The organism is Ruegeria sp. HKCCD6119, assembly GCF_013110585.1.
GTDB lineage: Bacteria > Pseudomonadota > Alphaproteobacteria > Rhodobacterales > Rhodobacteraceae > Ruegeria.
Genome location: NZ_WVQV01000002.1, coordinates 475,143 through 488,806 on the forward strand (window position 1 = coordinate 475,143; position 13,664 = coordinate 488,806).

18 protein-coding genes are annotated in these 13,664 nt (G+C 59.8%); 12 read left to right on the plus strand and 6 right to left on the minus strand.

Annotated elements, in window-relative coordinates; genetic code table 11:
* Nucleotides 1-4: 4 nt before the first annotated feature.
* The 3 genes from GS611_RS09620 to GS611_RS09630 are packed head-to-tail and all read right to left on the minus strand — an operon-like array spanning nt 5 to nt 1,985.
* Complete coding sequence (locus GS611_RS09620) at nt 5-625, minus strand: LysE family transporter (protein ID WP_171635024.1); 621 nt, start codon at nt 623-625, stop codon at nt 5-7.
* A complete protein-coding gene (locus tag GS611_RS09625; protein WP_171635026.1) occupies nt 622-1,221 on the minus strand; it encodes a metallophosphoesterase in 600 nt (199 codons plus the stop codon). The genes GS611_RS09620 and GS611_RS09625 overlap by 4 nt, the downstream gene beginning before the upstream one ends.
* Nucleotides 1,218-1,985: a uracil-DNA glycosylase family protein gene (locus GS611_RS09630; protein WP_171635029.1), complete on the minus strand. Its 768-nt coding sequence runs from the start codon at nt 1,983-1,985 to the stop codon at nt 1,218-1,220. The genes GS611_RS09625 and GS611_RS09630 overlap by 4 nt, the downstream gene beginning before the upstream one ends.
* Before the next feature lie 159 nt (nt 1,986-2,144).
* On the opposite strand from GS611_RS09630, the gene GS611_RS09635 reads away from it, so the two are divergent.
* The 9 genes from GS611_RS09635 (at nt 2,145) to GS611_RS09675 (ending at nt 8,166) form a co-directional block, all read left to right on the plus strand.
* Nucleotides 2,145-2,333 carry a hypothetical protein gene (locus GS611_RS09635; protein WP_171635031.1) on the plus strand — a complete coding sequence of 63 codons (189 nt, stop codon included), beginning with the start codon at nt 2,145-2,147 and terminating at the stop codon, nt 2,331-2,333.
* A gap of 409 nt (nt 2,334-2,742) precedes the next feature.
* Complete coding sequence (locus tag GS611_RS09640) at nt 2,743-3,678, plus strand: aspartate carbamoyltransferase catalytic subunit (RefSeq protein ID WP_050604003.1); 936 nt, start codon at nt 2,743-2,745, stop codon at nt 3,676-3,678.
* Nucleotides 3,675-4,193 (plus strand): hypothetical protein, encoded by a 519-nt coding sequence (locus tag GS611_RS09645; RefSeq protein ID WP_171635033.1) that lies wholly within the window; start codon nt 3,675-3,677, stop codon nt 4,191-4,193. Before GS611_RS09640 ends, GS611_RS09645 begins: the two co-directional genes overlap by 4 nt.
* The gene (locus GS611_RS09650; RefSeq protein ID WP_171635036.1) at nt 4,178-4,564 is read left to right on the plus strand and encodes a hypothetical protein; all 387 of its coding nucleotides are present in this window, start codon (nt 4,178-4,180) and stop codon (nt 4,562-4,564) included. Before GS611_RS09645 ends, GS611_RS09650 begins: the two co-directional genes overlap by 16 nt.
* Nucleotides 4,561-5,841 (plus strand): dihydroorotase, encoded by a 1,281-nt coding sequence (gene pyrC, locus GS611_RS09655; protein ID WP_171635038.1) that lies wholly within the window; start codon nt 4,561-4,563, stop codon nt 5,839-5,841. Before GS611_RS09650 ends, pyrC begins: the two co-directional genes overlap by 4 nt.
* Entirely contained in the window at nt 5,841-6,446 is a 606-nt protein-coding gene (gene plsY, locus GS611_RS09660; protein ID WP_171635042.1) for a glycerol-3-phosphate 1-O-acyltransferase PlsY, read from the plus strand. Before pyrC ends, plsY begins: the two co-directional genes overlap by 1 nt.
* Complete coding sequence (locus GS611_RS09665; protein WP_171635045.1) at nt 6,443-6,712, plus strand: hypothetical protein; 270 nt, start codon at nt 6,443-6,445, stop codon at nt 6,710-6,712. Before plsY ends, GS611_RS09665 begins: the two co-directional genes overlap by 4 nt.
* A 183-nt stretch (nt 6,713-6,895) precedes the next feature.
* Nucleotides 6,896-7,372, plus strand: a complete 477-nt coding sequence (locus tag GS611_RS09670; RefSeq protein WP_171635047.1) for a YHS domain-containing (seleno)protein — start codon at nt 6,896-6,898, stop codon at nt 7,370-7,372.
* 260 nt (nt 7,373-7,632) lie between these two features.
* Nucleotides 7,633-8,166, plus strand: a complete 534-nt coding sequence (locus GS611_RS09675; RefSeq protein ID WP_171635050.1) for an outer membrane protein — start codon at nt 7,633-7,635, stop codon at nt 8,164-8,166.
* Nucleotides 8,167-8,215: 49 nt separating this feature from the next.
* On the opposite strand, the gene GS611_RS09680 is transcribed toward GS611_RS09675, so the two are convergent.
* Nucleotides 8,216-9,199, minus strand: a complete 984-nt coding sequence (locus GS611_RS09680; protein WP_171635052.1) for a quinone oxidoreductase — start codon at nt 9,197-9,199, stop codon at nt 8,216-8,218.
* A 192-nt stretch (nt 9,200-9,391) separates the two neighbouring features.
* On the opposite strand from GS611_RS09680, the gene GS611_RS09685 reads away from it, so the two are divergent.
* Nucleotides 9,392-10,249 (plus strand): DUF2189 domain-containing protein, encoded by an 858-nt coding sequence (locus tag GS611_RS09685; protein WP_171635055.1) that lies wholly within the window; start codon nt 9,392-9,394, stop codon nt 10,247-10,249.
* A 30-nt stretch (nt 10,250-10,279) separates the two neighbouring features.
* Here GS611_RS09685 and GS611_RS09690 read toward each other — a convergent pair whose 3' ends face one another.
* Together GS611_RS09690 and GS611_RS09695 are read right to left on the minus strand one after the other, a co-directional pair.
* Entirely contained in the window at nt 10,280-11,266 is a 987-nt protein-coding gene (locus tag GS611_RS09690; protein WP_171635057.1) for an NAD(P)H-quinone oxidoreductase, read from the minus strand.
* A gap of 61 nt (nt 11,267-11,327) precedes the next feature.
* Nucleotides 11,328-12,020 (minus strand): COQ9 family protein, encoded by a 693-nt coding sequence (locus tag GS611_RS09695; protein WP_171635060.1) that lies wholly within the window; start codon nt 12,018-12,020, stop codon nt 11,328-11,330.
* A gap of 111 nt (nt 12,021-12,131) precedes the next feature.
* On the opposite strand from GS611_RS09695, the gene rpsU reads away from it, so the two are divergent.
* Nucleotides 12,132-12,338, plus strand: a complete 207-nt coding sequence (gene rpsU, locus GS611_RS09700; RefSeq protein WP_005614280.1) for a 30S ribosomal protein S21 — start codon at nt 12,132-12,134, stop codon at nt 12,336-12,338.
* Between the two features lie 297 nt (nt 12,339-12,635).
* Nucleotides 12,636-13,613 carry a CAP domain-containing protein gene (locus GS611_RS09705; RefSeq protein ID WP_253284981.1) on the plus strand — a complete coding sequence of 326 codons (978 nt, stop codon included), beginning with the start codon at nt 12,636-12,638 and terminating at the stop codon, nt 13,611-13,613.
* The last annotated feature ends 51 nt before the right edge of the window (nt 13,614-13,664 follow it).

Here is a 13,664-nt window from a genome sequence, read left to right on the forward strand (position 1 = left end):
TGCGTCAGGCCCTTTCCATCATGACAAGCCGGATCGCAAGGGCGGAAAAAATACCCCCCGTGATCCAACCAATAATACGCGCGGCGCGCGGGTTGCCGATTAGCACCTTGCCTGCCCCGCCGGCAAAAACCCCGACCAGCCCGTTCACCAAGAACCCGCCAAACGCGATGATCAGCCCGAAGATCAGGAACTGCACCAGAACCGATCCCGCGGTCGGGTCGACGAATTGCGGTATGAACGCCAGCACGAACAGAATGACCTTGGGATTGGTTAGGTTGACCAACATCCCATCCCGAAAGGCCATGCGCGTCGACCGCACAGGCGTATCCCCCGTCGAAGCGCCATGCCGGACCGCACCCCAAGCCAGATACATCAGGTAAGCGGCACCCATCCAGCGGATCACTTCAAAAAGCCAGGGCAGCGCCGACACCGCAGCGCCCAGTCCAAGCCCTGCCAGCAGCACGTGAATCATCGAACCCACGGACACGCCGGCGCTTGCCGATACCGAAGGCCACGCCCCGGATCGCAGCCCTTGGCCAAAGCAGAACATCATATCAGAACCGGGCGTCAGGTTCAGTGCCAGTGCCGCTGGAACAAAGACCAGCAAGGTCTGGAATTCGATCACGCATCCACCTCGAACCAACTTGGCATCGGGCCCAGATTGGCCAAATGCGTTCGCCCCAGGGAACCGCGATAGCCCCAGCTTTCATGCACATGACCGAAGAACGCAAATCCCGGCTGAAGGCGTTCCACCGCATCCCGTATGGCAGTCGATCCGACCGAAAGGCCTTGCGATGTCTGATCCCCATACCCTTTGGGCGGAGAATGAACGATCAGGACATCCGCCGTTTCACACCGGTCGAGCATCTCGGTCGCCTCACCTTCTGTCAGGTCACAGGACCAGTCTCCGAACGGGGTCGGTGGTACGCCATAGCCAAGACCAAACAAGCGCAAGCCGTCTATGGTCATGCCAGACCCATGCAGGACATGGACACCGTTCGGGGCCGCATTGCCCAGCTCTTCTGCACTTTCCGCGTTCCCAGGGATCAGGACCAGCGGCGTCGAAATGCCGGACAGCATCTGCATCGCCTCGTCCAGCCCCTGACGCGAATTGCAATAATCACCGGCACCGATGACAAGATCAGCCTCGGCGCTGGCGGAAACAAGATCGGCTGCCCGGTTGCGCGCCATGTGCAGATCAGAGAATGCCAGAACCTTCATGTTGCACCTCGCAGCCGCGCTTTCAGTTCCAGCAGATCCGCCCAGGCCTGCCGTTTCATCTGCGGTTGTCGTAGCAGATAAGCCGGGTGGAACATCGGAATCACCGGCAGATCCATTGCCTGATCCCATTTGCCGCGCAGGCGGGTGATGCCGCGTTTGCCCAGCACCGCCTGACAGCTGATATTCCCCATCACAACCAGAACCTCGGGTCTGGCCAGGGCCACGTGGCGTTCCAGAAACGGCTTCATCATCCCGATCTCTTCGGGTTTGGGGTCGCGGTTCTGCGGGGGCCGCCATGGCAGCACATTGGTGATATAGACGTTTTCGCGACGATCCAGATCAATTGCCGCCAGCATCCGGTCCAGCAACTGACCCGCACGGCCGACAAAGGGTTTGCCCTCGCGGTCCTCATCGCGACCCGGCGCCTCGCCGATGATCATCACGCGCGCGCCGGGGGTCCCGTCGGCAAAGACCAATTGCCGCGCACCGCGCTTGAGCTTGCAATGTTCGAACGCGTCCATCGCTGCGCGCAGCTGATCCAGCGATCCCGCGCCCCGTGCTGCGGATCCAGCGATTTCTACCGGGTCCACATCCCTTGGCTTTGCCGGGGCGGCGGCGGACGTTTCCGGTTTCCTCGGTTTGGCCGTGGTGTCGGGCAACGCGTACCGGTCAACCGGCGCATCACCTATTGCCTCGGTCACACCCAGTTCGATCTGCCATTCCAGCAGCGCCTGCGCAGAATAATAGTCCAAGCCCGATTCCATAGGGATAACTTACCCGCCTGAGGGCTGAGGGAAAGCGAATAGGGCTTGATCGGTCGCTCTGTCGCGCCGACCATCGGCATGCGATGCTCAGATTTCTGCGATTCCTCATCATTGGATTAGTGCTGGTTGTCACCGATGATCCGGCATGGGCCACATTTCATGACAAACACGGGCAGTGCCGTGCGGGTCAGTTCAAATGTGGCAGCACATGTTGTTCAGGCGGGCAAAGATGCAGTTTTGATGGCCATTGCATTCCACTGGGCGGCACCTATTGCGGCGGCGGGCGCAGTTGCGGTCCGTTCGAACGCTGCGTTGCCGGTGGACTCAGATGTGCGCCCGCTGGCCTGAACAAATGCGCATCACGGCTGGATTGTCCCGGCGACAGTTTCTGCAATGGCCGTGGCGAGTGTGAACGAAGCGCACCCGAACTGGATACGACGCCACCGACCACATGCGCTGATGGCAGAACCTGCGCACGCGGTTCGGCCTGCCTGCCCGGCGGGGGCTGCTCTCGTCCGGGGTGGTTCCTGTGCGAGGAAACCGGATCACAATGCCGCCCCGGTTTCAAATGCTCGGCGCATCAAGGCTGCGTACCGATCAAGGCCATCGACTGCGGTTATGGCAAGTGGTGCAAACCAGGTGAGCAATGCCTGCCCGACGGCGGTTGCGAAAAACTGCCTGAGGGTACGGAACCTTAGGTTGCCTTGCGCCGCCCGGCTTCCTATAAGCGGCGCGATTGTCAGACAGGAGCCCGCCCATGCGTTTCGCCCATCGTCACCTACTTGGCATCGAGCATCTGTCCCAATCCGATATCACCGAAATCCTGGATCTGGCCGAGACCTATGTCGCCATGAACCGCCAGTCGACCAAGCATTCCGACGTGCTGTCGGGGCTGACCCAGATCAACATGTTCTTTGAAAACTCGACGCGCACGCAAGCCAGTTTCGAACTGGCAGGCAAGCGTCTGGGTGCGGATGTGATGAACATGGCGATGCAGGCCAGCTCGATCAAAAAGGGTGAAACCCTGATCGACACCGCGATGACGCTGAACGCGATGCACCCGGATCTTCTGGTGGTGCGGCACCCGCATTCCGGCGCGGTCGATCTGCTGGCGCAGAAGGTCAATTGCGCCGTTCTGAACGCCGGTGACGGCAAACATGAACACCCCACGCAAGCCCTGCTGGACGCCCTGACCATCCGTCGGGCCAAAGGTCGCCTGCACCGACTGAACATTGCCATTTGCGGCGATGTCGCCCATTCCCGCGTCGCCCGATCGAACCTGATTCTGCTGGGCAAGATGGAAAACCGCATCCGCCTGATTGGCCCGCCGACGCTGGTGCCCAGCCAGTTCGCCGAGTTCGGGGCCGAAATCTATGACGACATGAACGAGGGCCTCAAGGACGTTGACGTCGTCATGATGCTGCGCCTTCAGAAAGAGCGGATGGATGGCGGGTTCATCCCCTCGGAACGCGAATATTACCACCGCTACGGTCTGGACGCCGCAAAGCTGGCGCAGGCCAAGCCAGACGCGATCGTGATGCATCCCGGCCCGATGAACCGCGGGGTCGAGATCGACGGCACGCTAGCCGATGATATCAACCGATCCGTCATTCAGGAACAGGTGGAAATGGGTGTCGCCGTCCGCATGGCGGCGATGGATCTGTTGGCCCGCAACCTGCGCGAGGCCGCATGAGCGATCTGACCGTCGCCCCCCATGAACGCGGCGTTTTGCGCCTGTTCACGCTGGACATGCGCCCGGAAGAGGCGAAATTCCTGCGCGAACCGGGTGCCGCCGATCAGGTGCTTGGGGTCGACGGGCTGGACCCCAGCCAAATCGATATTTTCCCGGTCTCCGACCTCGAAGAGCTCGGCCTGTACGGCTACATGACCGAGGGCTGCGGCGTGTCTGCGGATCAGTTGGACCGGAACGCTCTGGCCTCTGTCGACGGTTGGGTCATGGTCCTTCGCAGCGCGGCTTTCAACGGACACCCGGCGACGCTGAACCCCGATCCGCGACTGCGCCTGATCGGCCTGTTCACGGAAGAAGCCACGAACTGGATCGGGGGGATCATCGAAACCGAAAGCGCCAAACCCTTTTCCGCCCCGCAAACCGTCACAGCGGGTGACACCCCCCGCCGCGTAGGATCGGCCATTCTGGCACTGGTCGCGCTTTTGGTCATCGGAGGCATCTTATGGCTGATCCTGTGATCTTCACCCCGGACAAAGGGGCCTATATCCGCACAAATGCATGGCTGGCTGCTGTTGCTATGGCCGGTGCGATGATCGTTTTGTGGCTGATCGGCAATCCTTACGTCTGGACCGGAGCGCCTGCTGGCCTTGCCGCCATTGGCATACGCGCTTGGTATCTGGCCTCGGAAGAGATGGTCGCCAATTGGCAATTGTCAGACACCGCACTGACCGGTCCCGGCGGACGCAGCATGCCGCTGAACCAGATCACCGCCGTGAATATCATGGGCAGCTTCGTCCAGGTTGTCACCAAAACCGGCGACAAGCATCTGATCAAGTACCAGTCAGACCCGGCCGCCACCAAAGCCGCGATTGAAAGGGCCATTCCATGACCACCTTGATCTTCACCAATGCCCGCCTGATCGACCCTGATAGCGGCACGGACAGTCCCGGCTGGCTGCACATTACTGACGGCCTCATTCAGGGCAAGGGCAACGGGGACGTGCCCGTCGCTGACGCCCAGGTCATCGACTGCGGCGGCAAGTGCCTCGCCCCCGGCATCGTCGATATCGGCGTCAAGGTGTGTGAGCCGGGCGAACGGCACAAGGAAAGCTACAAATCCGCAGGCCTCGCTGCCGCAGCCGGTGGTGTCACCACCATTGTCACCCGCCCGGATACACTGCCCGCGGTCGATACGCCGGAAACGCTGGAATTCGCGACCCGGCGTGCTCAGGCGGATGCGCCGGTCAATGTTCTGCCGATGGCCGCGCTGACCAAAGGGCGCGACGGGCGAGAGATGACGGAAATCGGGTTTTTGCAGGACGCAGGCGCCGTGGCCTTCACCGATTGCGATCACGTCATCACCAATACCAAGGTGTTTTCCCGCGCCCTGACCTATGCAAAATCCTGCGGAGCGCTGGTGATTGCCCACCCACAGGATCCGGGCCTGAGCCATGGCGCCGCGGCCACCAGCGGCAAATTCGCCGCCCTGCGCGGCTTGCCTGCGGTCTCGCCCATGGCCGAGCGCATGGGACTGGACCGTGACATCGCGCTGTTGGAAATGACGGGCGCGGCCTATCACGCCGACCAGATCACCACCGCCCGCGCCCTGCCCGCGCTGGAACGGGCCAAGCGCAACGGGCTGGACATAACCGCCGGCACCTCGATCCATCACCTGACGCTGAACGAACTGGACGCGGCCGACTATCGCACCTTCTTCAAGGTCAAGCCGCCGCTGCGATCCGAGGATGACCGGCAGGCGGTGATCGAGGCGGTGCGCACCGGCCTGATCGACACGATCAGTTCGATGCACACGCCGCAGGACGAAGAAAGCAAACGCCTGCCGTTCGAAGAGGCCGCCTCGGGCGCGGTGGCGCTGGAAACGCTCTTGCCGGCGGCATTGCGCCTGTATCATGCCGACCAGTTGGACCTACCGACCCTGTTCCGGGCGATGGCATTGAACCCGGCCAAACGGCTGGGTCTGGAAAGCGGCCGATTGTCGGAAGGCGCCCCGGCGGATCTGGTTCTGTTCGACCCGGATGTGCCTTTTGTGCTTGATCGCTTTGCCTTAAAATCCAAATCTCAGAACACGCCATTTGACGGCCAGCGGATGCAAGGTAAGGTCATTTCGACCTATGTTGCAGGTAAAGAAGTGTTCCGGAGTTCCTGATGCCCCCGATCGACAACTCGACTAGCGAACTGCTCCAGTGGGCGGTGGTTGGATATCTCTTGGGCTCCATTCCCTTCGGCCTGCTGCTTGCAAAGGTCATGGGGCTGGGAAATCTGCGCGAAATCGGATCCGGAAATATCGGCGCGACCAACGTCCTGCGCACCGGCAACAAAGCCGCCGCGGCGCTGACCTTGCTGTTCGACGCGGCCAAGGGCGCGGTCGCGGTTCTGATTGCCCGTGCTTATGCCGGAGAAGACGCCGCGCAGATCGCAGCCCTTTTTGCCTTTCTGGGTCATTGCTTTCCCATCTGGCTGGGTTTCAAGGGCGGAAAAGGCGTGGCCACCTTTCTGGGCCTCTGGCTGGCGCTGGACTGGCGCGTCGGAGTTGCGTGCTGTCTCAGCTGGCTGGTGGCGGCGGCGATCTGGCGGATATCTTCGGTCGGCGCGCTGGCTGCGGCCGCGCTTTCAACGACCTGGGTACTGGTTCTGACAAACGGACACTCCTTTATCCTTGGGATTATCCTGACCCTTATGATCTACTGGCGTCACAGCACCAATGTCGCGCGGATCAAGGCCGGAACTGAACCGAAAATCGGAAAGTCGTGACACCGCCGGACGCTTTCGTTTCCGCGTTTTTCGCACTGCCCGAAGGCAGTTTTACCGGTACATCGGGGGATCGGCGCTATGTCGTCGTGCGCCAACATTTGGCAAAGGGGAAATCCCACAAGCTGGTTGCGCACGAACTGGGCGGCACCGACTATATCAGCATGAACCTGTATCAGACACGCATCAGCGGCACGCTGCTGAGGCCTTGTGAAATGGCGGCGTGCAAAGTCATCGCGTTTGTTCTGGATTTTGAACCGGACGCGTAATGTCAGGCCTGCATTTTTGAACAGACGTTCCTCTCTGACGCACAATCACGATTCATTGTTTTGAACGTGATCCGTCTGCTTCCCAGATCGCTGTCGTGACGGTCAATTACGGGCCACACAGGACAACAATCCGGAGCCTTCGATCGGCACACAGACGAGGCTCCTTTCACGAAAGGTGGAACAATGAACAAGTTTAAATCTCTGATCGGTGGCGTCGCTCTGTCCGTTGCACTGGCAACATCCGCTCTGGCCGCTGGAGTGGACATCAACGCAAGCTCGACCGGTCTGGCCATGCAGGGTTATGACCCGGTTGCCTATTTCACCGTCGGTGAAGCGACCAAGGGTGACTACCGCATCACCACGCTGCACGACGATGCGCTGTACCGTTTCTCGTCCGAGGAGAACAAAGCCGCCTTCGAAGCCAACCCGGAAGCTTACCTGCCTGCCTATGGCGGCTATTGTGCTTTTGGTACAGCCATGGGCTTCAAATTCGACGGTGACCCGAACCACTGGAAAATCGTCGACAACAAACTGTACCTGAACTTGTCGGAAGACATCCAGGAACGCTGGGAAGGCGACATCCCGGGCTTTATCGAAAGCGCAAGCGCAAACTGGGAAAACATCGCGGACAAGACCCCCGCTGAATTGCAAAAGCAATAATCCGCCTAAATCTTCAGATGTGTCGGCGGCGGAATGTTCCGCCGCCGTATATCGTTTGAAGACCTCTCATCTCTACCTATCTCATCAGTATCAGAAGTGCCCGACTTCAAAGGTCCCCGGCGTGTCTTTTCACGTTTCAGAGGCAGAATTCGGGCAGGGGTTCGTAGGTATCACTGATCCGATGACGTTCGCGGATCGTAACTGTCTGCATAAGTGAACCGAATTTCACTGGAGCAGAGTGACAATCGAAAGGAAATGAGATGACTTTGAAATTGGCTCTCATCACTACTGTCGCAACCGTGGTCGCGGGATCGGCAATGGCACAATCCTCGGGCAACTGGACCGGGTTTTATGGCGGTCTGCAACTGGGTTATGCCGATGTAGACACCAGCCTGTCGGGTGTCGATGGCGATGGCGTGATCGGTGGTATCATCCTGGGCTATGATTATGATCTGGGCGACTGGGTCGTTGGCGGCGGATTTGACTATGACTGGACTGACGTGGGTCTGTCCGGCGCCGCAACTGTCGAAGATGTCTGGCGGCTGAAAGCGCGCGCCGGCTACAAGGTAAACCCGCAAGGTCTGCTGTACGGCACGGCAGGCTACGCTGAAGCGAGCACCGACACCTTGGGCAGTGATGACGGGTGGTTCATCGGCGCAGGCTATGAACAGATCGTAGCACCGAACGTGAGCGTCGGTGGAGAGTTGCTGTACCACGAATTCGATAACTTCAACGGAAACAATGTGGATGTCGACGCAACCACATTGCAGGTTCGTGTCTCTTACCGGTTCTGAACGGCACTCCGGATAAAGTTGAACCCGGCCTGACAGGCCGGGTTTCGCGTCAAAGGTCCAGAATTGTGCTGCCGGTCGTCTGCCGCGCTTCTAACGCGCGATGTGCATCGGCGATCTGGTCAAGTGCAAAGCGCTGATCGATGTGGATCTTGACTTCTCTGCCCTCGACCTTGCCGAACAAGCGGCGCGCCATTGCCTGACAGACGGAGTGGTCCGCAATATGGGTGAACAAAGTGGGGCGGGTGATCTTGAGCGATCCTTTCTGGCCCAGAACACCAATATCGAATGGCGGCACCGGCCCTGAGGCGTTGCCGAAGGAAATCATCATTCCCAAGGGTTTCAGGCAGTTCAACGATCCTTCGAACGTGTCCGCCCCCACGGAATCCATAACCACATCCACACCCTTGCCTTTGGTGATCTCGGCCACCCGTTCGGCGAAATTCTCAGAGCGGTAGTTGATGCAATGCGCGGCCCCGTTGAACCGGGCGAGGCTGCATTTCTCGTCGGTTCCCGCCGTGCCAATCAGAGTAATCCCTTCTGACTTCGCCCATTGGCAGGCGATCAGTCCGACCCCACCCGCCGCTGCGTGGAACAGCACCGTATCCCCGCGTTTCAGCGGAGTGGTTCGGTGAAACAGGTATTCAACTGTCAAACCCTTCAACATCATTGCCGCAGCAGCGTCGAAAGAGATGCCATCCGGCAAAGGGCACACCTGTGCCGCAGGCATTACGCGGGCCTCGCAATACGCGCCGGGTGGGGCTGCCGCATACGCGGCCCGCTGACCGGGTTGCAGGTGCGTTACCCCTTCCCCAACGGCCTCGACGACACCCGCCGCTTCCATCCCCAACGCATGGGGGAGTTCCAGGGGATACAATCCAGTGCGTTGATAAACATCGATGAAATTAAGACCGCAGGCATGATGACGGATACGTATTTCACCCGGTCCGGGGTCGCCCAATGGCCTGTCTTCGATCCGCAGAACCTCGGGCCCGCCGAATTCGTGCAATACCACCGTTTTCGCTGTTGTCTGCATCCTGACCTCCTCTTGCCTGACATCAAGCTAACATGACTGCGATGCGGAGCAATCGTCCGATATCAGAGTGTTGATCAGGATTCCGCCAAACTGTGCTATACTGCGATCAGGCGTTGTCGGCTGGTCCGGCCACGGACAACTTTATGCCGGATCCATTCCGCGGCGCAAATCTCGCCAGGAAAGGGGATGAAAATGGCTAAAACAATCGGAAATCCGATCAGTTGGGCAGCCCAGAATCTGGGGGCGGCCAGTGATCATGTCTCGGATAGCGTTTCAAAACTCGGAAGCGCAGATACCAAGCATTTGCCGATGGTGCAGACATTGACGATGCAAGATCTGCGCGCCTGCCTGAAGGCGGGGTATCACGACTTTGTCGAAACACGGGCGGATGCCATATTCATCGTGCTGATCTACCCGATCGCGGGACTTTTGATGTTCGGCTTTGCCCTGAACGTCAACATGGTGCCACTTCTGGCGCCTCTGATCGCCGGTTTTGCCTTGATCGGTCCAGTCGCAGCTGTGGGGCTGTATGAGATCAGCCGCAAACGAGAACAAGGCAGCACGGTGCATTGGTTGGATGCGTTCGGTGTATTCCGCTCTCCGGCTTTCGGCGCAATTCTGGTTTTGGGCTTCTATCTGGTGATGCTTCTGCTGATCTGGCTGATGGTGGCGCAGAGCATTTACACGCATACAATGGGGCCAGAAGCCCCCGCGTCACTTGGCACTTTTGCCAAGCAGGCCGTCACTACGGTTGCAGGCTGGACCATGATGGTTGTCGGACTCGCCGTTGGGTTCGTGTTCGCTCTTTGCGCTCTGGCGATCAGCGTCGTCAGCTTTCCGTTGCTTCTGGACCGGCAAGTCGGATTGCCGGTGGCGGTCGTGACGTCGTTTCGCGTGTTGCGTCACAACCCCGGCGTCATCTTGACCTGGGGGTTCATCGTGGCGGCCCTTCTGTTTGTGGGTGCCCTGCCGATGCTGTTGGGCCTGATCATAGTGATGCCGGTTCTGGGCCATGCCACATGGCACCTGTACCGCCGCGCGGTTGCGTGAACGCGCGGGTCTGCCCCGCGCGCGCAGAGTTCAGCCCGCCACGTTCAGGACGATCTTGCCAATATGGCCCGAGCTTTCCATGCGTGCATGGGCGGCCGCAGCCTCGGCCAGATCAAATTCGCTGTCCATGACAGGCGCAACCTTGCCAGCCTCAAGCAGAGGCCAGACAGCTTCGCGCAGGTCCTGCGCAATCCGGGCCTTGGCCAGATCGCTTTGCGGGCGCAGGGTGCTGCCGGTCAGGGTCAGGCGCTTGACCATCATCAGCGCAAAGTTCAGCTCGACCACCGGGCCTTGCAGAAACGCGATCTGGACCAGCCGCCCATCCTCGGCCAGAGCTTTGACGTTGCGCGGGATATAGTCGCCTCCGACCATGTCGAGGATCAAGTTTGCCCCACCTTCGGCCCGCATGACGGCCACAAAATCCTCATCGCGGTAGTTGATCGACCTTTCCGCACCCAGCTTGACGCAAGCCTGACATTTTTCATCCGACCCTGCGGTGGCAAAAACGCGGGCGCCAAAGGCATTGGCCAACTGGATGGCCGTCGTGCCAATCCCGCTCGAGCCGCCATGGACCAGAAATCGTTCACCGGCCTTCAGCCCGCCCCGCGTAAACACGTTGGACCAGACGGTGAAAAAGGTCTCGGGCAGGCAGGCCGCCTCTTTCATTCCCATGCCGGCAGGAACCGGCAGGCAATGGGCAGCAGGGGTGGCGACATATTCGGCATAGCCGCCGCCCGGCAGCAACGCGCAGACCTGATCCCCGACGGACAGTCCTTCGACCCCGGCCCCGATCGAGACCACTTCGCCCGAAGCCTCAAGCCCCGGCAAGTCGCTGGCGCCGGGCGGCGGATCGTAAGCGCCCGCGCGCTGCAACGCATCCGGACGGTTCACACCGGCATAGGCCACTTTCAGAACGACCTGCCCCGCACCCGGTTCGGGAATCGGTCGCTCGGTCAGTTGCAAAACATCGGGACCACCCGGTTCGGTGATCTCAACAGCGCGCATCATCTGGGTCATAGGCACCTCCTTTGCCCAATGCCTAGCAGGCATCAGGGCCAAGGCCCAGCACCAAGACGCGCTACTTTCGGGGGTTCAGCATTCCCGGAAGATCGGCCCGCATTTTTACCGGAGCCTTCACCTGACCCGCCAGCCAGTTCGGAACCGCCAGAAACGGTTTCAACACCGGGTTGTCGCGCAACTGCGCCTTGAGCTTTTCAAACTCCATGACATTTGCGATCCGGCGATCCAGAAACTCCCACGTGTTCTGATGATCCGGGCTGTCATCACCCAGCCAAAACAGCAGGGTCGAGGAATAGACACCCGACAAAGTGGCCCGCTTCGTGTACCAGTTCACATCATCCGAGCTGTCGCCCAGCGCATCCCAGATCAAATCGCAGGTCTGCCAAACCGCCTTGGCACCGTCGGCCGCATGGGTTGGCAGGGAAAACAGCGTCATGCCCCGGCGCACCAGTTCTTTGTCCTCGACGGCCTGCAAGCGGAACCGAACCGCAGCGGCAATCCTGTCGCGGAATTTCAGTTCGCTCAGGTCCTCGGACCTGATGCGGTCCAGCATCGCCTGATCCCCGCGCGCGTGGTAGGCCAGCGCCAGATCCACCGCGCCGCGCGGACAAATCGCGCGTGCCAGACCGTCGTCCAGACCACAGTCGGAAATGGAGGCGCGGAAACTGGATTCCGACCACCCATCGAAGGGAACATGGATCAGCATCGCATCCAAAAGCCGCTGTTTTGCATCTTCATATGTGGTCGTCATGGCGGTTCTCCGGTTGTCGGGCCCAGTACTAGACAAGTTAGAGCGGCTTTGCTATACGGCCAACTCCTGCAATTTCCTTGCAACTCTATCTAGAAAGGTGGTGACAACCACATGCAGGTTAGTGTTCGCGACAACAACGTCGATCAGGCGCTTCGTGCCCTGAAGAAAAAGCTGCAGCGCGAAGGCGTGTTCCGTGAAATGAAGCTTAAGCAACATTTCGAGAAACCGTCCGAGAAAAAAGCGCGCGAGAAGGCTGAAGCGATCCGTCGTGCCCGTAAACTGGCACGTAAGAAAGCACAGCGCGAAGGTTTGCTCTAAGACCTTTGGTCTCGTCCAGCTTTGGATGACACTATTTGACGACCCCCGAGGCATCGCCCGGGGGTTTGTCGTTTCGGGGATCGGTTTCAATCCGCCGACTCGTGGTACCGGCTGTGCGGCAAGCCGCCATTTCCTCACCAGCAACATTTTGCCCGGCATTTTGCAGCGCAGCGAATCCCGCACCGGTAGCATCGCGCCGCCAAAACTCGCCTGTAGTGAACCACCCCCTACCACCGTCGATATCCCGACCTCTAAGTGAGCCCGTCCGGAAGGACACAAACACAAACGGAGGCAAAAATGTCGACTGCAAGTACATTTGAACGCGAGATGCTGGAGCTGATCAACCAGGAACGCACATCCCGCGGGCTCAACCCGCTTCAGCTTGAGACGCAGCTGAACGATTCATCCGAAGATCACAGCACCTGGATGCTGGACACAGACACGTTCAGCCACACCGGTTCGGGCGGTTCCAGTGCGACCCAGCGGATGCAAAACGCCGGGTTCGATCTTGAGGGCAACTGGCGAACCGGCGAAAACATCGCATGGCAGTCCGAACGCGGGCAGCCCGGCATCAGCGATGACGTGGCTCAGTTGCACCAGAACCTGATGAACAGCCCGGGCCACCGCGCCAATATTCTGAACCCGGATTTCAAATATATCGGGATCGGTATCGAAACCGGCGATATGCAGGGTTTTGATGCGGTGATGGTCACCCAGAACTTTGCCGCAACCGACGCGGCAGTCATGCTGGACAACGGCAATACGAACACACCGCCCGTTCCGCCAACCACGCCGGACGAAGTTGCCGTTCCGGAAGAGCCGGAACCTGAAACACCTGACACCGACGTCACCGAGACAGAAGAGCCGGAACCCGAAACACCTGACACCGACGTCACCGAGACCGAGGAACCGGAGCCCGAAACACCCGATACCGACGTCACCGAGACCGAGGAACCGGAGCCCGAAACGCCGGACGTGGACGTGGTTGACGGCGGTGAGGCCGAGACGTTCTGCTTTGACGTTCAGGCCTTCCTGGATGAAATCGCCAGTTTCCTCGAAAACCTGCAAGCGCAGTTTGACGAGTTCAACTGGGGTGACGATATGAACGGCGACACGGACGTGGCGGACACCGATGATATCGACATGATGCCGACCGTCGACGTCACGCCGGAAACGGAATCCGAGCCTGCGGGTACCGAAACAGCCGACGTCGATGACTGTGACATCACAATGGTCAACTTCTTCCACTTTGACTGCATGATGGATGCAGCCTGATCAGTTGACCCTGTGCGAGGCCGGCCGTGTCGGCCTCGCATATTCCGGCTC

Coding starts and splice junctions, on each gene's coding strand:
- GS611_RS09625 (WP_171635026.1), bottom strand. CDS start 1,221: ATGAAGGTTCTGGCATTCTCTGATCTGCACATGGCGCGCAACCGGGCA.
- GS611_RS09630 (WP_171635029.1), bottom strand. CDS start 1,985: ATGGAATCGGGCTTGGACTATTATTCTGCGCAGGCGCTGCTGGAATGG.
- GS611_RS09635 (WP_171635031.1), top strand. CDS start 2,145: ATGACAAACACGGGCAGTGCCGTGCGGGTCAGTTCAAATGTGGCAGCA.
- GS611_RS09640 (WP_050604003.1), top strand. CDS start 2,743: ATGCGTTTCGCCCATCGTCACCTACTTGGCATCGAGCATCTGTCCCAA.
- GS611_RS09645 (WP_171635033.1), top strand. CDS start 3,675: ATGAGCGATCTGACCGTCGCCCCCCATGAACGCGGCGTTTTGCGCCTG.
- GS611_RS09650 (WP_171635036.1), top strand. CDS start 4,178: ATGGCTGATCCTGTGATCTTCACCCCGGACAAAGGGGCCTATATCCGC.
- pyrC (WP_171635038.1), top strand. CDS start 4,561: ATGACCACCTTGATCTTCACCAATGCCCGCCTGATCGACCCTGATAGC.
- plsY (WP_171635042.1), top strand. CDS start 5,841: ATGCCCCCGATCGACAACTCGACTAGCGAACTGCTCCAGTGGGCGGTG.
- GS611_RS09670 (WP_171635047.1), top strand. CDS start 6,896: ATGAACAAGTTTAAATCTCTGATCGGTGGCGTCGCTCTGTCCGTTGCA.
- GS611_RS09675 (WP_171635050.1), top strand. CDS start 7,633: ATGACTTTGAAATTGGCTCTCATCACTACTGTCGCAACCGTGGTCGCG.
- GS611_RS09680 (WP_171635052.1), bottom strand. CDS start 9,199: ATGCAGACAACAGCGAAAACGGTGGTATTGCACGAATTCGGCGGGCCC.
- GS611_RS09685 (WP_171635055.1), top strand. CDS start 9,392: ATGGCTAAAACAATCGGAAATCCGATCAGTTGGGCAGCCCAGAATCTG.
- GS611_RS09690 (WP_171635057.1), bottom strand. CDS start 11,266: ATGACCCAGATGATGCGCGCTGTTGAGATCACCGAACCGGGTGGTCCC.
- GS611_RS09695 (WP_171635060.1), bottom strand. CDS start 12,020: ATGACGACCACATATGAAGATGCAAAACAGCGGCTTTTGGATGCGATG.
- rpsU (WP_005614280.1), top strand. CDS start 12,132: ATGCAGGTTAGTGTTCGCGACAACAACGTCGATCAGGCGCTTCGTGCC.
- GS611_RS09705 (WP_253284981.1), top strand. CDS start 12,636: ATGTCGACTGCAAGTACATTTGAACGCGAGATGCTGGAGCTGATCAAC.